This is a genomic window from Streptomyces pactum (genome assembly GCF_016031615.1).
GTDB classification, from domain to species: domain Bacteria; phylum Actinomycetota; class Actinomycetes; order Streptomycetales; family Streptomycetaceae; genus Streptomyces; species Streptomyces pactus.
Window position 1 is genome coordinate 2,799,865 of record NZ_JACYXC010000001.1, and the last position, 17,848, is coordinate 2,817,712.

Genomic DNA, 17,848 nt, shown 5'->3' on the forward strand with positions numbered 1-17,848 from the left:
TTGTTGGCCAGTCGTGCGATCGGAATGTGGGAGAAGATGAGCGTTTGGTTTGTCACCGGTGCGTCGCGTGGGCTCGGCGCGGAGATCACCCGGGAGGCGCTGGAGCGGGGGCACCGCGTGATCGCCACGGCGAGGGACGCGGCGGCGGTGTTCCGGGCGTACCCGGAGAAGCCGGACGGGCTGCTGGCGGTGACCGCGGACGTGACCGACCCGGGGCAGCTGGCGGCCGCGGTGGAGGCCGGTCTGGCGGAGTTCGGCCGGATCGACGTCGTGGTCAACAACGCCGGGTACGGCGTCGTGGGCGCGGTCGAGGAGATCTCCGACCAAGCGGCCCGGGAGCTGTTCGACGTCAACGTGTTCGGCGTGCTCAACACCCTGCGGGCCACCCTGCCGACGCTGCGGGCCCAGCGGTCCGGGCACGTCCTGAACATCGGCTCGGTGAGTGGCTTCGCCACCGCTCCGGCGGTGGGCCTGTACGGCGCGACGAAGTTCGCCCTCGAAGGCATATCCGAGGCGCTCCACGGCGAGCTGGCCCCGCTCGGCGTCCGGGTCACGATCGTGGAGCCGGGCGGCTTCCGCACCGACTTCCTCAAGGACACCAGCATCCAGGTCGCGCCGGCCTCCATCCCGGACTACGCGACCGGCGCGGGACCGGTGCGTGAGGCGCTGATCCGGAGCAACGGTCACCAGCCGGGCGACCCGGCGAAGGCGGCCAGGGCCATCGTCGATGTCACCGAGGCCGCCGAGCCGCCGCTGCGCCTGGTGCTGGGCGCGGACGCGGTGGAGCGCGTCGAGGCGAAGCTGGATCTGGTGCGACGCGAACTGGATCAGTGGCGCGAGGTGGCGCTCTCCACCGGCGTCTGAGGCCTGTGTGAGGCGGCGGCTGCCGCCCGCCGCGCGGGTTCCGGCTGGTGCGGGTTCCGGCCGGTGCGGGTTCCGGCCGGTGCGGGTTCCGGCCGGTGCGGGTTTCGCCTGGTGCGGGTTCCGTCTGCCGGGGGTTCGGTTGCTGCGGCGGGTGGCGCCGGTGCGCGGCCCTCGGGGGCACGGGGGTCCCTCGGGGGCACGGGGCAGCGGCCCGGTGGCCCTTCCGCTCGGTGAGCGGGAGGGCCACCGGGCCCGTGCCGTGTGTGGGGCGGGTGGTGGCCGGGTGTCCGGCCCGGCGGGTGGTGGCCGGCCTCCGGCCACCACCGCCGTCGTCCGGTCCGGGGCGGTCAGCCGGCCACGGGCAGGGCGGCCGCCACCGCGTTCCGGTCCTTGCGGCCGACCAGCGGGAAGATGATCTTCAGGCCCTGCTCCTGGTCCGGCGAGGAGACGACGAAGGAGGAGTTGAGCACACGCTCCTTGATCGCGGTGCGGACGAGGCCGGCGCGCGGAATCGTCATCAGGTGCTCCTCCGGCTTCGCGAAGGTCGGGTTGGCCCGGAAGGTGAAGATGCGGCGGTCGGTCATGGCCAGGTACATCGGCGTCGGTGCCGGGATCACGGTCATGCCACCGCCGCTCACGATCGCCGACGCCGCCGCGAACGCGGTGGTCCGGCGTACCGAGACCGAACTCAGGTTCACGATGGTGGTCACCTCGACCTGCTCCCCGGGGTCGAGCATGGGGTCGAGGGCGGCCAGCAGCAATCGGCGGCGCTTTCCGTTCACGGGGTACTCCTGCGATCTTGCACGGGACCGGACGGCGGAACGTTCCGCCCGGCAGGCAGCGGTCCGGCGTCCGGGCACCGCCAGGAGACGTCGTGATCCGGGCGGTGCGCGCGGGTCGGACTTCCTCGCGGGGCACGGCCGGCGTGAGCTGTCGGCATACCTTGCCATACGCCATCCCGGTCACCGTCCGGGCCCCGGCATCGGAGACCCGGGGTACCACAGTGGCGGCGGGAGCGGCGAAAGACCGCGGTCCGGCCGCGGTCCGGTCCGGGGTGGCCGGCGGCGGACAGGTGCCCGGCGCGTCCGTACCCGTGGGGTGATCGCCCGCCCGGCGGGAGCGCTCAGGGCCCGGGTAGCGGGATGGCCGTACGGGAAGTTCCGTGCCGCGCGTCAATTGGGTCAAGGACTGGCCTTGTTGGTCCCTAGCGTCCTCCTTGCCCGGCGGAACACACACCACGGAAGGCAGCGATCATGAGCGAGACCACGAAGGTCAGCGAACCGGCCACGCACGACCCGGCCGGTGCGCCGGCCGTCACCGGCGAGCGCGCCGAGTGGCTGGAGGCCCTGGCCAAGCAGCGGCACTTCCTGCGGTTCACCACCCGCGACCTCACCGACGAGCAGGCCGGGCTGCGGACCACCGCCGGCGAGCTGTGCCTGGGCGGTCTGATCAAGCACGTCACCGCGGCCGAGCGGAACTGGGCGCAGTTCATCGTGGACGGCCCGTGGATAGAGGACTTCACCGCCATGACCGAGGAGGACTGGCAGCGGCGGGCCGAGGAGTTCCGGATGCTGCCCGGCGAGACACTGGCCGGCGTGCTCGCCGACTACGCCGAGGCGGCCCGCCGGACCGACGAACTGATCGCCGGCCTCCCCGACCTGGACGCCACCCAGCCGCTGCCGAAGGCCCCGTGGTTCGAGTCGGGCGCGCGGTGGTCGGTCCGCCGGGTGCTGATGCACCTCATCGCCGAGACCGCCCAGCACGCCGGCCACGCCGACATCATCCGCGAGTCCCTGGACGGCGCCAAGAGCATGGGGTAGCCGGCGGTCGGGGGGACGTGGCGCCCCGCAGGGTCTGGTGGCGGTCTGTCCGCCGGGGCCGGCTGCGGGGCGTATGGGGCAGGCGGGGCGGGGATGAGCCGGGGATGGCCGGGGGCGCGCGGAAGCGGGCCGGGGATCGGTCCGGGGTGCGCGGGGGGCGGAAAAGGTGTCGCGCGGGAGGTCGCACGGCGGCGGCGACCACCGGCAGCCCCGCCGGGGCCCTCGTCGGCACCCGTCCAGCCTGCGCCAGGCGGCCACCGCCGTGCGCCCGTCCTGGTCCGAGCTGCCCACCGCCGTCCGGGAGACGGTCGCCGGACACCTCGGCGGCCCGGTGGTGGCGAGGCCGAGCGCCGGTGGCGGATTCACCAGCGGGTACGCCGCGGTGCTCCGGGGCGCCCGCGCGGCCTGCTTCGTCAAGGCGGTGGACGTCACGGCGAACCCGGTGGTCGCGGACTGTTACCGGCGCGAGGCGCTGATCAACCGGGCGCTTCCGGCAGCGGTGCCGGCGCCGCGCGTCCGGTGGTGCGAGGAGCCGGACGGCTGGCTCGTCCTGGGTTTCGACGCGATCGGGGACGGCCGGATGCCGGCCACCCCGTGGCGGCCGGACGAACTCGCCGCCGTGCTGGAGGCGTACGCGGTGACCGCCGAGGCCCTCTCCGTCCCCTCGGGACGGCTGCGGGACGTGGGGCTGCGGCCGGTCACCGACGGCGACTTCGCCGACTGGCGGCGCCGGGCCGCGGGCGGCCCGGACACGGTCCGGCTCCCGGGCTGGGTGCCGGCGGGGAAGCTGGACGCGCTGGCCGGGCTGGAGACGGACTGGCGGCGGGCCGTCGCGGGCGACTCGGTGCTCCACCACGACCTGCGGCAGGACAACGTCCTTCTCGACCCGCACGGGCGGGCGTGGATCTGTGACTGGAACTGGCCCTGCCTGGGCGCGAGCTGGTTCGACCTGGTGCTCCTGCTGGCCACCGCGTACGCCGACGGGCACGACGCGACCGCGCTCTTCCGCGCCCACCCCACCGCGCGCGGGGTGGACGACGAACAGCTCGACGCCGCCCTCGCCGCGCTGTCCGGCTTCTTCCTCGCCTCCGGTGCCCATCCGCCGGCCGACTGGTCCCCGTACATCCGGCAGCACCAGACGTGGTGCGGTGAGGTCACCCTGCGCTGGCTGGCCGAACGGCGCGGCTGGGAGATGTGAGGGGCCGCGGAGGCGCTGCGTCCCTCCGCGGCCGCGTGGCTCGGCGCCCGTCGGGGACCGCGGGGGCGGTGGGCCCAGTGGCGGGGCGGCAAGAGGTGGTCAGCCGGGGTGCGGGATGCGGACGGCGAGGAGGGCCATGTCGTCGTGGCCGTCGCTGGGGTGCTGGTCGGCCAGGGCGGTGACGAACTCCTCCAGCGGCATCTCGGAGCAGGACACCGCCAGCTTGGCGAGGGCCTCCAGCGAGGTGTCCAGGGGGTGTGCCGGGTGCTCGACCAGGCCGTCGGTGAAGAACAGGACGGTGGAGCCGGCCGGGACGGTGTGCCGGTGGTCGGGCCGGTCCTGGTCGAGGACCACCCCCAGCGGGAGTCCGGGCTCGCCCCACAGGAACTCGGTGCGGCCGTCCGGCGTGAGCAGCAGGGGCGGCTGGTGCCCGGCGCTGCTCCAGTGGAGCGTCCAGGTGGAGGTGCGGGCCGGGCCACCGGCGGGCAGGGTCGCCGGGGGGTGGCCGGGTCGGTGGCCGTGGTGGGGGGCGCCCCCGGTCCGGGGTCGTCCGGCGGGGTGGGGGTGCTGGAGTCGTCCGGTGGGGCGGGGGGTGTCCGGCAGGGGCGGGCGGGTCGGGTTCCAGGCGGGCCAGGCAGGCGGTGGTGACGGGGACGTCGGTGATGGCCTGGAGGGTGCGGTCCAGCTGGTGGAGGACCTCGCTGGGCGGCGTGCACCGGTCGTACACCAGGGCGCGCAGCATGTTGCGGGCCTGAGCCATGGCCGCCGCGGCGTTCAGGTCGTGTCCGACCACGTCGCCGATGACGGCCGCGCAGGAGCCGTCCGGCAGCAGCATGGTGTCGTACCAGTCGCCGCCCAGGTGGTGGGGCTGGGCGGCGGGCCGGTAGACGGCCGCCGCCTCGAAGGGCCGCAGGTCGGGCACGGCCGGCAGCAGCAGCCGCTGGAAGTGCTCGGCGCCGGAGTGCACCTGTTCGTAGAGCCGGGCGTTGGCGATGGCTATGCCCGCCGCCCCCGCGAGGGCGACCAGGATCTCCTCGTCCTGGGCGTCGAAGGGCTGCCCGTCGTGCCGTTCGGACAGGTACAGGTCGCCGTAGACCTTGCCGCGGACGGTGATCGCCGCGCCGAGCAGGGTGCGCATGTGGGGGTGGCCGGGCGGGAAGCCGACCGAGGCGGGGTGGGCGGTGAGGTCGGTCAGCCGCAGCGGCTGCGGGTGGTGGATGAGGTGGCCGAGGACGCCGCGGCCGCGCGGGAAGTCGATCCCGGCCAGGTCGGCGCGCTCCTGCTCGGTGAGGCCGGCGGTGATGAACTGGTCCAGCCGCGAGCCGGTTCCGTCCAGCACGCCGAGGGCGCCGTAGCGGGCGCCGACCAGGTCCATCGCGGTGGTGACGATGCGGCGCAGCACCACCGGGAGTTCCAGCTCCCGGCTGATGGTCAGCACCGCGTCGAGCAGTGCCTGAAGCCGGTCCCTGGCCTCGGCCAGCGCCCTGAGCCGGTCGGCCGGCTCCTCCGGCGGGGTGTCCGCGGAATCCTCCGCGCCGGCCGCCCCGGTGGCGGCGCCGGGCCCCGGCGGATCGGGGCACGGTGCCGGGGGCGGGTCCGCGGACTGTCGCCACCGGGGTGCTTCCCCAGTTCCCATCCCGCACTCCGTTCCGTCCACACCGGTCCCGCCACACCGTAGCCGCGATCAACTCCGGCCGGGGCCGGGCGCGTTCTACCCGGGGGCGGTATTCGGCCTTCGCGGCCGGAGGTGGGCGGAACATACCGGAGGGCGCGGCCGAACCCGGGAGAGGAGCGGCGGACCGGACATTCCGGCAGCCGCGGACGGGCCGGGCGGAACGGGGCGGTGGCGTGGGTGTCCCCGGGTGACGGGGGTGATGTGGACGGGAGCGGGTGCCCGGGGTGATGTGGACGGGCTCTGGTGACCGGGGCGATGGCGTGGTGCGGGTGTGTCCCCGGGTGACGGTGACGGGGTGATGCGGGCGGGCCCTGGCGGGACGGGGCGGTGGCGCGGGGGTCCCCGGATGACGGCGGGCGATGCGGACGGAACAGTCGGGCCCGGGCGGCTCGTGGACAGGGGCCGCCCGGGCGGGGCATGGACGGGCCCGCCCGGGCCGGGGCGGTGGCGCTGCGGGCACCTCCACCCCCGGCGCCGGGCGGGCGGGTGTCAACCGGACGCGGGGCGGCCGGGCAGGGGGCGGTTCACCCGGTGGGCGTCCACTTCTGGTACGACCCGCCGTTGCAGGAGTGCGGATAGACGTCCCGGCCGTTGCTGTCGAGACAGTGGCCGGTGGCCAGATTCCGCAGCGTGACCGTGCCGCCCGAACTGCTCACCGTCCACTTCTGGTACGAACCCCCGTTGCAGGAGTGCGGATAGACGTCCCGGCCGTTGCTGTCCAGGCAGTGGCCGGTGGCCAGATTCCGCAGCGTGACCGTGCCACCGGAACTGCTCACCGCCCATTTCTGGTACGACCCGCCGTTACAGGAGTGCGGGTACACGTCCCGGCCGTTGCTGTCGAGACAGTGCCCGGTGGCGAGGTTCCGGTAGACGGTGGTGGCCGCCGCCTCGGCGGAGGGCTGCGCGCCGGCGCCCCCCGCGGAGGCGAAGCACATCAGCCCCGCCGCCAGCACCACCGCGGACCGCTTGCCCTGAGCCCGGACGGCCTCGCGCAGTCCCTCACGCAGTCCCATATGAAGATCCCCTTCCCTTCGGCGCCGGGTGCCTCGCCCGGCGTCCCTCCCAAGGCATGCGCCGCGGCGGCCCGCGGTGAACGTCGGACGGGCACAATCCGCCGCCAAGGGGGGTTCGCTGGACATCCGTCCTGAAACGGGACGCCTTGCGGCGCGCCGGCGGACGGACCGGTGGTCATCGGGGTCCCGGGGCAGGTACGGGCGGGGCCCCACGCCCGCCGGCCGGGTCTGTACCCGTACCACCGGGCCCATGTCCGTACCGCCGGGCCCATGTCCGTACGGGCCGGGGATCGCGGTGGCGGGGTCGGGTCAGGGCTGGGTCTGCACGCCGTGTTCGGCGGCGAGGGCTTCGATCCGGGCCGCCATCGCGGTGTCCTTGGCGGTGATGGCCCCGCCCGCGTCATGGGTGTTGAGCCCGAAGGTGATGGTGCCGTAGAGGATGGTGATGCGAGCGTGGTGGTCGGCCTCATCCTCCGCGGCGGCCACCGCCGCGTACAGGCCCGGGACGACGGACCGGGGCCCCTTGAAGGACTTGGTCAGTTCGCCCTCCTGGATCGACCAGCCGGGGAGGTCGGTGAGGGCCTTCTCCAGGGCGGCGTCGGTCAGCGGCTTGGTGGCCATGTCGGGACTCCTTGGCGTCGGGGCGGGCCGGGTGGCGTGGGGTGGGGTGGGGTGGGCTCGGTCGGGTGTGCAGGGCCGTGGCAGGCCGAGACAGGGTGCCCTTCGGCGCCGTACGGGCGCCGTTCAACGGTGCACCGTCCCGGCCGGTCCTTCCAGTCCGGCACGCGGGCGGACCGCCGGCCGCGCCGGCGCCCCGAGCGGACGGGGCCGGGCCGCGGGAGGCGGCTCCCGGACCGGGCGGGCCGTCCCCACGGCGGACCGTTCCGTCACGACGGACCGTTCCGTCGGCGACGGAGGGCCGGCGCCCACGGATGGGTGCGCTCGGCGGGCGGCGGCGGGGGGTGCGACCGAGGATGGACGGGACGTTTCCGGCACGCCACTCACGTCCCCCGGGAAGCGGGTACCCATGTCTGAAGATGCCACCCGGACCAGACGGTCCGGGCTCATCGGTGAGCTGTCCGCCGAGTTCGCGGGCACCATGGTCCTCATCCTGTTCGGCTGCGGCGTGGTCGCGCAGGTGGTGGCGGGCGGGGCGCTGACCGACGGCGGGCTGGGCGACCACGACAGCATCGCCTGGGCGTGGGGCCTCGGCGTCACCCTCGGCGTCTACGTGGCGGCGCGGCTCAGCGGTGCCCACATCAATCCGGCGGTGACCCTCTCCCTCGCCCTCTTCAAGGGCTTCCCGTGGCGGAAGGTGGCCCCCTACGCGCTGGCGCAGACGGCCGGCGCGTTCGTGGCGGCGCTGCTGGTGCGCTGGAACTACACCGAGACGCTGGCCGCCGCCGATCCCGGGCACACCATCAAGACCCAGGGCGTGTTCTCCACGCTGCCCGGCAACGGCACCCTCCCGGTGAGCGAGTGGGGAGCGCTGCGCGACCAGATCATCGGCACCGCGCTCCTGATGCTGCTGATCTTCGCGGTGACGGACCTGCTGAACACGCCGCCGGCGGCGAACCTCGGCCCGTTCATCATCGGCCTGATCGTGGTGGCGATCGGTATGGCCTGGGGCACCGACGCCGGCTACGCCATCAACCCGGCCCGTGACTTCGGTCCCCGGCTGGCGCAGTTCCTCACCGGGTACGACGGGGCGTGGCGGGATCAGCACGGCGATCTGTACTTCTGGGTGCCCATCGTCGGGCCTCTGATCGGCGGACCGCTCGGCGCGCTGCTGTACAAGCTGTTCATCAGCCGCTATCTGCCGGTGCCGGAGCAGCAGGAACCCGGCCGCACCCCCCGCACGGCCTGAACAGCCGCGCCCTCCCGTACGGCCCGAGTGGCCGCATCCCCGCACGGCCCGAGTACCAGAGAGGCGGCAGCGATGCCCGAGTTCGTCGGCGCGGTGGACCAGGGGACCACCAGCACCCGGTTCATGATCTTCGACCACTCCGGCAACGAGGTGGCCCGGCACCAGCTGGAGCACCGGCAGATCCTGCCCCGCTCCGGCTGGGTGGAGCACGACCCGGTGGAGATCTGGGAGCGCACCAACACGGTGATCCAGAACGCCATCCGGGCGGGCGGGCTCTCCGCCTCGGACCTGCACGCGATCGGCATCACCAACCAGCGGGAGACCACGGTGGTCTGGGACCCGCGGACCGGCCTTCCGTACTACAACGCCATCGTCTGGCAGGACACCCGGACCGACGCCATCGCCGCCGCGCTGGAGCGGGACGGGCGCGGCGAGGTGATCCGGCGGAAGGCGGGGCTGCCCCCGGCGACGTACTTCTCCGGCGGGAAGATCAAGTGGCTGCTGGAGAATGTCCCCGGGCTGCGCGAGGCCGCCGAGCGGGGGCACGCGCTCTTCGGGAACACCGACGCCTGGGTGCTGTGGAACCTCACCGGAGGCCCGAACGGCGGGGTGCACGCCACGGACGTGACCAACGCCAGCCGCACCATGCTGATGGACCTGGAGACGCTGGACTGGGACGACGAGCTGCTGGAGATCTTCGGGGTGCCGCGGGCCATGCTGCCGCGCATCCACCCGTCCGCCCACCCGGAGGCGTTCGGCCAGGCCCGCACCTCCCGGCCGTTGCGGGCCGCCATCCCCATCGCCGGGGTGCTGGGCGACCAGCAGGCGGCGACCGTGGGGCAGGTGTGCTTCTCCCCCGGCGAGGCGAAGAACACCTACGGCACCGGCAACTTCCTCGTCCTCAACACCGGTGAGGAGCTGGTGCGTTCCCGGTCGGGGCTGCTGACCACGGTGGCGTACCAGTTCGCGGGCAGCCCGGCGGTCTACGCGCTGGAGGGGTCCATCGCGGTCACCGGCGCCGCGGTCCAGTGGCTCCGCGACCAGCTGAAGATCATCAAGGAGGCGGCGGACAGCGAGCGGCTGGCCGCCGCGGTGGAGGACAACGGCGGCATGTACTTCGTCCCGGCGTTCTCCGGGCTGTTCGCCCCGTACTGGCGCTCCGACGCACGGGGCGCGATCGTGGGCCTGTCCCGCTACCACACCGGAGAGCACCTGGCCCGGGCCACCCTGGAGGCGATCTGCTACCAGAGCCGGGACGTGGTGGACGCGATGGAACAGGACTCCGGGGTCCACCTGGACGTGCTCCGGGTGGACGGCGGGGTGACCGCCAACGACCTGTGCATGCAGATCCAGGCCGATGTGCTGGGCGTGCCGGTGAGCCGCCCGGTGGTGGCCGAGACCACCGCCCTGGGTGCCGCCTACGCCGCCGGGCTGGCCACCGGCTTCTGGCGGGACACCGAGGAACTCCGTTCGCACTGGCAGGAGTCGAAGCGGTGGGAGCCGCGGTGGAGCGAGGAGCGCCGCGCCGAGGGGTACGCGGGGTGGCGGAAGGCGGTGGAGCGGAGCCTGGACTGGGCACCGGTGTCGTGACGGGGGTGACGGCGGCGGGGCGGTGCGGGGCGGCGGGGTGATGGTGTGGGGGTGGCCCGGCGGGGTGACGGTGACAGGGGCGACCTGGCGGAGCGACGGCGGGGGGTGGCCCGGCGGGGTGATGTGGCGGTACGGGCCCGGCGCGGGCCGGCTGGGCCAAGACGCGGCGGACCGGTCCGCGCCCCGGCCGGTCGGGCCCGTACCGCCCCGGGGCCCGGAGGGACGGGGCGCCGGGGACCAGGGGTGCAGGGGGTGGGGAACGGCTTGGGCGCGTCCGGGGGTCAGCCGCCGGCCCGCTCGGGGTCCACCGGATCGACCGGGGCGCCGTCCCCCTCCCGTGGCAGGTCGCCGCGTTCCCCGGGCTGTGCGGCGCCGGGCCGGGCGGGCAGCACCCGGGCGAGTTCGGCGTCGTCGGCGCGGTGGACGGTACCGGCCGCCCGGCGCAGAGTTGCGCGGTTCACCGTCTGCCGGTCGGCGGCGAGGCGGATCACCAGGCCGTCCCGTTCCAGCGCGTACTCGTGTTCCGCGGCGGTGGCCCGGTACCAGTTCCCGCCGTCCGCCTCGCACTGCTCGGCCGGGCCTGCGGAGGCCGGCGGGGTGGCGGGACGGTCGGTGGCGGGACGGTCGGTGGCGAAACCACCGGCGGAGGAGCCCTTCCCGGCGGGGGCACCGGCCGGCGGGGTGGCGCAGGCGGCACCGGCGCCACGGGCCTCGTCCACCGAGAGCAGCACGGTCCCGCCCGCCTTCCGTACGTAGGCGCTCTGGAAACCGTGGTCGCCGATGACGCCGACCGACTGCGGGGCCGGCTCGAAACCGGGGAGGTCGATGACGTACACCATGTCGAGCCGGGTGCCCAGCGCCGCGGCCCGCCGGGCGAGTTCGGCGCGGTCGGCGCCCGGTGAGGCGGTGGCGGCGGAGGGGCGGCCGGGGTCCGCCGGACCGTCGGCGGCGGAGCTGTCCCCGCAGGCGGTCACCGCGCCGGGCACGGTGACGAGCAGCAGGGCGGTGAGGATGCGCCGTTGACGTCTCATGGACGCATCATCACGTACCGGCCCGGCCCGGCGCCGGTGCCATCGGCCGGTGTCGCCGGAACCCGCCGGTGACACCGGCCCGGTGCCGGTTGACCGGTAGGTGCCGGTGGACCGGTAGGTGCTGGTGGACCGGTAGGTGCCGGTGGCCACCGGCCGCACCTCGGCGTACCGGGCCGGTGGAGGGACACCTCCGGTGCCCGGGACACCCCAGGTTCCGGGGCCGGTGGCGGAACGCGCCCGGGTCCGGGCCGGTGGGCGCGGCGCGCCCGGGTCCCGCGCCAGTGGACGGGACACACCCGGGTCCGGCGCCGTGGGCCGGACGGCCGCGGGTCACGGACCGTCCCGGGGCGCCGGGCCGGTGGCCGGGCCGCCCCCGGGCCACCGCCTGTTCCCGGCCCCGGGCCGGGCCCGGCGTAGCGCCCGCCACCGGCCGGTGGGCGCGGGTCACGCCTCCGCGCTCCCGGCGTCCGCCGCCGCGCCGGGACGGTAGGGGAAGAGCGGGGGGCTGAGCCGGGCGAAGCCCTCCTGGCGCTCGTAGGGGAAGTGGGGGTACGGCGCCGGTTTGCCGCTCGCCGCGTCCAACCGGGCCACCTGCTCGTCGGTCAGCTCCCAGCCCACCGCGCCGATGTTCTGCCGGAGCTGCTCCTCGTCGCGGGCGCCGATGATGACGGAGGCGACCGTGGGGCGCCGCAGCAGCCAGGCGAGCGCGACCTGCGGCACCGTCCGGCCGGTCTCCGCCGCCACCTCGTCCAGCGCGTCCACCACGCGGAACAGGTCCTCGTCCGCCACCGGCGGCCCGTAGTCGGCGGTCCGGTGGAGCCGGCTGCCGGCCGGCAGCGGACGGCCGCGGCGCAGCTTGCCGGTGAGGCGGCCCCAGCCGAGCGGGCTCCACACCATCGCGCCGACGCCCTGGTCCTGGCCGAGCGGCATCAGTTCCCACTCGTAGTCCCGGCCGACCAGCGAGTAGTACACCTGGTGGGCGGTGTACCGCGGGTACCCCAGCCGGTCGGCGGCGGCGAGCGACTTCATCAGCTGCCAGCCGGCGAAGTTGGAGACCCCGGTGTAACGGATCTTCCCGTCCCGGACCAGCTGGTCGAGGGTGCCGAGCACCTCCTCGACCGGGGTCGAGGCGTCGTAGGCGTGGAGCTGGAAGAGGTCGATGTGGTCGGTGCCCAGCCGGCGCAGCGCGTCCTCGGTGGCCCGGATCAGCCGGGAGCGGCTGGTCCCCGCGTCGCCGGGGCCGTCACCCATCGGCAGGCCGGCCTTGGTGGACAGCAGCACCTGGTCGCGACGGCCCTTGATCGCCGCGCCCAGCACCTCCTCCGAGGCGCCGGACGAGTACACGTCCGCGGTGTCGAACATCGTGATGCCCGCCTCCAGGCAGATGTCCACCAGCCGGCGCGCCTGGCGGGCGTCGGTGGTGCCCCAGGCGCCGAAGAGCGGGCCCTGGCCGCCGAAGGTGCCGGCTCCGAAGCTCAGGGCGGGAACCTTCAGTCCGGACGCGCCCAGCTGCCGGTACTCCATGGCGATCGCCTCCACAACGAGTCACAAGGATTAATGGAACCGGGGTTCCTTTAGGATGGGAACAACGTAGCAGACGATCCCGAGCTAATGGAACTGGAGAACCGTTATGGTGCGTGAGTGCGGCGAACCGGGGACGGTGCGCCCCGGCGGACGGACGGCCCGGGTACGGGCGGCGGTCCTGGAGGCGGCCGGGGACGCACTGGCCGAGCAGGGCTTCGACCGGCTGGACCTGGCGGACATCGCGCGCCGCGCGGAGGTGGGGAAGACCACCGTGTACCGGCGGTGGGGCACCGTTGCCGGGCTGGTGGCCGACCTGCTGGGCGACATGGCGGAGCAGTCCCTGCCGCGCACCGACACCGGCTCCCTGGCGGGCGACCTCAAGGCCAACGCCGAGCTGGTGCGGCGCACCCTCGCCGACCCACGGCAGGGCGCGCTGTTCAAGGCGGTGATCGCCGCCGCCACCACCGACGGGCGGACCGCCGAGGCGCTGCGCCGCTTCTACGAGACCCGGGTGGCGGAGTGGGCCCCGTGCGTGACCCTGGCCGCCGAACGGGGCGAGGTGCCGCCGGGCACCGACGCGGCGGAGGTGATCCGCGCCGTCTCCGCCCCGCTGTACTACCGGCTGCTGACCACCGGCACCCCGCCCGACGAGGCGGCGGCCGAACGGGCCGCCGAGGCGGCGGTGACCGCGGCGCGCGCCGGCTGTTTCGCCGCACCCGGCGGGGACGCGGCCACCGGACCGGGGCCCACCACCTGAACGGTGCCCCGGGCCGGGAACCATCGGGTACGGGGCCGGGGCGCCGGGCGCCTACGGGGTCGGGGCCGGGCATGCGGTCGGGGCGCCGGGTGCGGGCACGGGACACGGCGGCCCGCGGCCGGGGCGCCGGGCACGGGCCCACCCGGCCCGGGCGCGGGCCCAACCGGTCCGGGCGCGGGCCCAACCAGCTCGGGCGCGGGCCCACCGGATGCGGACCCGGCCGCCGGGCTGCCGCCCGCGGTCAGTCCGGCGGCAGTTCGTGGCCGGCGGCCGGGTCGAGGAGCGGGCCGAGGAGGTCCCCGTACCGGTCGAGGCGGGCGGGGATGTCCTCGATGCGGAAGCTCAGCCGCTCCGGGCTGTCGCAGTCCGCGATCTCCTCCCAGGTGACCGGGGTGGAGACGGTGGGCATGGGCTGCGCACGCGGGGTGTACGGCGCGGCGGTGGTCTTGGCGGCGGCGTTCTGGCTGAAGTCCACGAAGACCTTGCCCGGCCGCAGCGCCCGCTTCATCCGGTGCAGCGCCAGCTCCGGCATGGCCCGTTCGGCCTCCACGGCCAGCCGCTTGGCGTAGGCGGTGGCCCGCGCGGACTCGGTCGGCCGCAGCGGGGCGAGCAGGTGGAGCCCCTTGGAGCCGCTGGTCTTGGCGTAGACGCGCAGCCCGTCCCGTTCCAGCCGCCGCCGCAGCCAGCCGGCCACCTCGCAGCACTGCACGATGGTGGCCGGGGCGCCGGGGTCCAGGTCGAAGACCAGCCGGTCGGCGAGGCCGTGCCCCTGGTCCACCCGCCACATCGGCACGTGGAACTCCACCACCAGGTTCGCCACCCACATCAGCGTGGGCAGGTCGGCCACGAGCACCTGCCGGGCGGTGCGCCCCTCGTGCCGCCGTACCTCGGCGGTCTTCACCCAGCCGGGCGTGCCGGGCGGGGGGTTCTTGGTGAAGAACTTCTCGCCGTCCGGCCCGTCCGGATAGCGCAGAAAGGCCAGCGGCCGCCCGTACAGGTGCGGCAGCAGCGCGTCCGCCGTGGCGGCGAGGTAGTGCAGCAGCTCGCCCTTGGTGGTCCCGGTGGCCGGATGAATGACCTTGTCGAGATTCCGGAGGGCCAGTCGTCGCCCCTCCACCTCCGTGATCGGCGGCATACGATAAGAATCTCATGAAACCCCCCAAAGCCGCCCAAACCCTCCTGCAACCTCACCGGCACCGGCGCAGGTGACACGGACGTCCCCGATGGACCGTGGAGCCGCGGGCCACGAAAGGGATGGATGATGCGATCGATCTGGAACGGCACCATTTCGTTCGGTCTGGTCAGCATCCCGATCAAGATGTACGCGGCCACCGAGGACTCCCACACGGTGTCCTTCAAACAGATCCACACCGCCGACCAGGGCCGCATCCGCTACCGCAAGGTGTGCGAGCTGGAGGACGAGCCGGTCGCCCCGGACGAGATCGGCCGGGCGTACGAGGACGCCGACGGCAGCCTCATCCCGATCACCGAGGACGACCTGGCCGCGCTGCCGCTGCCCACCACCCACACGCTGGAGATCGAGGCGTTCGTACCGGCCTCCGAGATCGACCCGCTCCAGATGGCCGACGCCTACTACCTGGGCGCCAACGGCGCCGCCGCGGCCAAGCCGTACGTCCTGCTGCGCGAGGCGCTCAAGCGCGGCGGCAAGGTGGCGATCGCCAAGTACGCCCACCGCGGCCGGGAACGGCTGGGGATGCTCCGGGTGGTGGACGACACCCTCACCCTGCACCGGCTGGTCTGGCCGGACGAGGTGCGCGACAGCGCGGGCATGGCACCGACCGCGAAGGTCAGCGTCCGGGAGGCCGAGCTGGACCTGGCGGACACCCTGATGGCGACGCTCGGCGAGGTCGATCCGGAGTCGCTGCACGACGAGTACCACCAGGCGCTGGAGGAGATGGTCGCGGCCAAGGTCTCCGGCGCCGCCCCGGCCGCGGAGGCCGAGGCCCCGCCGGAGACCGGCCAGATCGTCGATCTGATGGCGGCGCTCCAGGACAGCGTCCGCAGCGCCCGCCGGTCCCGTGGCGGGACGGCGGAGGAGGCGGGGACGGACGAAGAGGGCGCCGGGGCGACCGTCACCGCGCTGCGCGGACGCCGGTCGGCGGCCGGGACGGCGGAGAAGAAGGCCCCGGCCCGGCGGGCCGCCGGGGACGGGAAGCGGACGGCGGACGGCGGGAAGCCGGCCGCCCGGAAGACACCGCCGAAGAAGACCGCCGCGAAGAAGACCACCACGAAGAAGACCACCGCCGGGAGCACCGGGAGCACCGCGAAGGACACCGGCAGGAGTGCCGGCGCGAGCGCCGCGAAGAGCACCGCCGGGACCGCCTCGAAGACCACCGGGAAGACGGCCGCGAAGACGGCCCCGAAAACCGCCGCGAAGTCGGCCTCGAAGACGGCCTCGAAGTCCACCGCGAAGAAGACCGCCTCGGGCCGCAGGACCAGGAAGGCCTCGTGAACCGCTGACCGCTCCGGGGCCCGGCCGGCCGGCGGGGCCCCGGGCCCCACCCGGACCCGCCGGACCACCGGGCCCACCCCGGTCCGCGCCGCGCCCGGCCCCCGGCCCGTACCCCGCCGGCCCCACCGCTCCCGCAGGGACCATGGGGACCACCGGCCGGCCCCCGCCGGGCCGACCGCCTCCGGTCTGCCCCCGGCCGTGCCGACGAGCCGTGGGCCCCCGAACCCCCGACCCGACCGGCCGGCCCCCAGGCCCCCGCCCCGGCGGAAGATCCGCCCCGCCCGCCGGCAGCCCACCGTCCCGCCGGGCGGCCGGCGCGGGCTCCCGCCCCCGGGGCCGGGAGCCCCGGGGGTCAGCCGAAGAGCGCCGGGGCGCGGTCCGCGGCCCACCGGGCATAGCCGCGGCCGGGATGCCCGGTGATCCGTTCGGTCTCCGGGGAGATCTCCGCCGGCCGGTCCACCGCCGCCGCGTACATCCGCAGCAGCGATCCGGCGATCTCCCGGGTCAGGTGCGGGCCGGTCATCCGCTCCAGCGCCACCTCCGGCGGGATCTCGCGGTAGCGCAGCGGCCGGCCGAGCGCCTCGCCGATCAGCCGCACCTGCTCGGCCTGGGTGAGCGACTCCGGCCCGGTGAGCACCGGGGCCTCACCGACCAGGTCGTCGGTGAGCAGGGCGCGGGCGGCCACCTCGGCGATGTCGGCCTCGTGGATCGGGGCCAGCTGGGCCCCCGCGTACGGTCCCTCCACCACGTCGCCGGCGCGGATCTGGTCCGCCCAGGCCGCCGCGTTCGCGGCGAAGGCGCCCGGCCGCAGGTGCGTCCACTCCAGTCCGGTGGCCTCGACCGCCTCCTCCACCCGGCGGTGGTGGCCGCCGAGCGGGTTGTCCGGGCCGGAGGGCGCGGCGGCGGTGGACGAGGAGAGGGTGACCACCCGCCGCACCCCGTGCCAGCACGCCTGTCCGAGGAACTTCTCCGGGCCGTCGGCCCAGGTCACCGCCGGGTTGAGGAAGACGGCCGCGACATCGCACACCGGCAGGTCGCCGGGGCGTACCACCTGCACCCCGGCGGGCAGCCGGGCGCCGGCCGGGTCCCGGCTGACCGCGCAGACCTTCACCCCCGCCGCGAGCAGCTCCGCCACCAGGTACCGGCCTACGTTGCCGGTGGCTCCGGTCACCACGATCATCCCGATCTCTCCCCGCTGTGTCGCCGTGTCTGGTCAACGCCAGGTTCAACCAACTGGATAAAGTTGTCAAACAAATAGTTGGTTGAGGTTCTCAGGCCGACGGTTGACCCCGATACGCTGAGCAGGTGACCGACAACGCCCGCCCCCCGCGGCACCGGCCGCAGCCGCCCAGGCGGTCCCGCCGTGCCCCCGCTCCCGAGGAGCGCAAGCTCGACGCCGAGCGCTCCCGCCGCCTGCTGCTGGAGGCGGCCCTGGACGAGTTCGCGGCCAAGGGGTACGCGGGCGCCCGGGTGCAGGACATCGCCGACCGGGCCGGCCTCAACAAGCAGCTGATCAGCTACTACTTCGGCGGCAAGGAGGGGCTGTACGAGGAGCTGGGCCGCCGCTGGCTGGCCGAGGAGGAGCGGATCAACGACCCGGCGCTGCCCCTGGAGGAGGTGGTCGAGCGTTATCTGCGTCACACCTTCGCCGATCCGCGCGGGACGCGGCTGAGCGTGTGGCGGGCGCTCGCCGACGACCTCGGCGAGGAGCCCCGGGAGGACCTGAGCGAGGTGCGGCGCCGCCACCGGGAGGGCGAGCTCGCCGTCGACCTGGACCCGGCCGTCGCCCTGCTGGTGCTGATGAGCGCGGTGTCCGCCCCGGTCACCCTGGCCCCCGCGGTCCGGCGGATCTTCGGCCTGGAACCGGACTCCGCGGAGTTCCGGGAGCTGTACGTACGGGGGCTGCGGCGCATCGTGCGCCGGCTGGCCGCCGCCCGGCCGCCGGACCCCGGACCGGACGGGCCCCCGCCGCCCGCCGGTGGTCCCCCGTCCCCGGGCGCGGAGCGCGCGTGATCGCGGGACGGGCGGCGTCGCGG

Annotated in this window: 15 protein-coding genes and 1 pseudogene; 8 read left to right on the top strand and 8 right to left on the bottom strand. The window is 75.0% G+C overall.

Annotation, left to right across the window (positions count from 1 at the left end):
- The first annotated feature begins 36 nt into the window (after positions 1 to 36).
- Positions 37 to 864, top strand: a complete 828-nt coding sequence (locus tag IHE55_RS10895; RefSeq protein WP_197988842.1) for an oxidoreductase — start codon at positions 37 to 39, stop codon at positions 862 to 864.
- A gap of 347 nt (positions 865 to 1,211) precedes the next feature.
- On the opposite strand, the gene IHE55_RS10900 is transcribed toward IHE55_RS10895, so the two are convergent.
- Positions 1,212 to 1,646, bottom strand: coding sequence for a hypothetical protein (locus IHE55_RS10900; protein ID WP_197988843.1), 435 nt, complete (start codon positions 1,644 to 1,646; stop codon positions 1,212 to 1,214).
- A gap of 471 nt (positions 1,647 to 2,117) precedes the next feature.
- On the opposite strand from IHE55_RS10900, the gene IHE55_RS10905 reads away from it, so the two are divergent.
- Both IHE55_RS10905 and IHE55_RS10910 read left to right on the top strand, forming a co-directional pair.
- Positions 2,118 to 2,684 (top strand): DinB family protein, encoded by a 567-nt coding sequence (locus IHE55_RS10905; protein ID WP_197988844.1) that lies wholly within the window; start codon positions 2,118 to 2,120, stop codon positions 2,682 to 2,684.
- Between the two features lie 262 nt (positions 2,685 to 2,946).
- Positions 2,947 to 3,882 (top strand): phosphotransferase family protein, encoded by a 936-nt coding sequence (locus tag IHE55_RS10910; protein ID WP_197988845.1) that lies wholly within the window; start codon positions 2,947 to 2,949, stop codon positions 3,880 to 3,882.
- A gap of 99 nt (positions 3,883 to 3,981) precedes the next feature.
- Here IHE55_RS10910 and IHE55_RS10915 read toward each other — a convergent pair.
- The 3 genes and pseudogenes from IHE55_RS10915 to IHE55_RS10925 form a co-directional block, all read right to left on the bottom strand.
- Positions 3,982 to 5,518 (bottom strand): annotated as a pseudogene (locus IHE55_RS10915) (PP2C family protein-serine/threonine phosphatase).
- Between the two features lie 563 nt (positions 5,519 to 6,081).
- Positions 6,082 to 6,570 (bottom strand): RICIN domain-containing protein, encoded by a 489-nt coding sequence (locus IHE55_RS10920; protein WP_197988847.1) that lies wholly within the window; start codon positions 6,568 to 6,570, stop codon positions 6,082 to 6,084.
- 309 nt (positions 6,571 to 6,879) lie between these two features.
- Entirely contained in the window at positions 6,880 to 7,191 is a 312-nt protein-coding gene (locus IHE55_RS10925) for a 4a-hydroxytetrahydrobiopterin dehydratase (protein ID WP_197988848.1), read from the bottom strand.
- Between the two features lie 406 nt (positions 7,192 to 7,597).
- On the opposite strand from IHE55_RS10925, the gene IHE55_RS10930 reads away from it, so the two are divergent.
- Together IHE55_RS10930 and glpK are read left to right on the top strand one after the other, a co-directional pair.
- Positions 7,598 to 8,437: an MIP/aquaporin family protein gene (locus IHE55_RS10930; RefSeq protein WP_197988849.1), complete on the top strand. Its 840-nt coding sequence runs from the start codon at positions 7,598 to 7,600 to the stop codon at positions 8,435 to 8,437.
- 72 nt (positions 8,438 to 8,509) lie between these two features.
- On the top strand, positions 8,510 to 10,027 hold the full coding sequence (gene glpK / locus IHE55_RS10935) for a glycerol kinase GlpK (protein ID WP_197988850.1): 1,518 nt from the start codon (positions 8,510 to 8,512) through the stop codon (positions 10,025 to 10,027).
- 281 nt (positions 10,028 to 10,308) lie between these two features.
- Here glpK and IHE55_RS10940 read toward each other — a convergent pair whose 3' ends face one another.
- Positions 10,309 to 11,058: a hypothetical protein gene (locus IHE55_RS10940; RefSeq protein WP_197988851.1), complete on the bottom strand. Its 750-nt coding sequence runs from the start codon at positions 11,056 to 11,058 to the stop codon at positions 10,309 to 10,311.
- A 444-nt stretch (positions 11,059 to 11,502) separates the two neighbouring features.
- The gene (locus IHE55_RS10945) at positions 11,503 to 12,582 is read right to left on the bottom strand and encodes an aldo/keto reductase (RefSeq protein ID WP_197988852.1); all 1,080 of its coding nucleotides are present in this window, start codon (positions 12,580 to 12,582) and stop codon (positions 11,503 to 11,505) included.
- Positions 12,583 to 12,688: 106 nt separating this feature from the next.
- On the opposite strand from IHE55_RS10945, the gene IHE55_RS10950 reads away from it, so the two are divergent.
- Complete coding sequence (locus tag IHE55_RS10950) at positions 12,689 to 13,339, top strand: TetR/AcrR family transcriptional regulator (RefSeq protein ID WP_197988853.1); 651 nt, start codon at positions 12,689 to 12,691, stop codon at positions 13,337 to 13,339.
- A gap of 241 nt (positions 13,340 to 13,580) precedes the next feature.
- Here IHE55_RS10950 and ligD read toward each other — a convergent pair whose 3' ends face one another.
- Positions 13,581 to 14,474: a non-homologous end-joining DNA ligase gene (ligD, locus tag IHE55_RS10955; RefSeq protein WP_197988854.1), complete on the bottom strand. Its 894-nt coding sequence runs from the start codon at positions 14,472 to 14,474 to the stop codon at positions 13,581 to 13,583.
- Positions 14,475 to 14,600: 126 nt separating this feature from the next.
- Here ligD and ku point away from each other — a divergent pair, with 126 nt between their 5' ends.
- On the top strand, positions 14,601 to 15,812 hold the full coding sequence (ku, locus tag IHE55_RS10960; RefSeq protein ID WP_197991932.1) for a non-homologous end joining protein Ku: 1,212 nt from the start codon (positions 14,601 to 14,603) through the stop codon (positions 15,810 to 15,812).
- A 352-nt stretch (positions 15,813 to 16,164) separates the two neighbouring features.
- Here ku and IHE55_RS10965 read toward each other — a convergent pair whose 3' ends face one another.
- Positions 16,165 to 16,992: an SDR family oxidoreductase gene (locus tag IHE55_RS10965; protein ID WP_197988855.1), complete on the bottom strand. Its 828-nt coding sequence runs from the start codon at positions 16,990 to 16,992 to the stop codon at positions 16,165 to 16,167.
- A 125-nt stretch (positions 16,993 to 17,117) separates the two neighbouring features.
- Here IHE55_RS10965 and IHE55_RS10970 point away from each other — a divergent pair, with 125 nt between their 5' ends.
- Entirely contained in the window at positions 17,118 to 17,825 is a 708-nt protein-coding gene (locus tag IHE55_RS10970) for a TetR family transcriptional regulator (RefSeq protein ID WP_197988856.1), read from the top strand.
- The last annotated feature ends 23 nt before the right edge of the window (positions 17,826 to 17,848 follow it).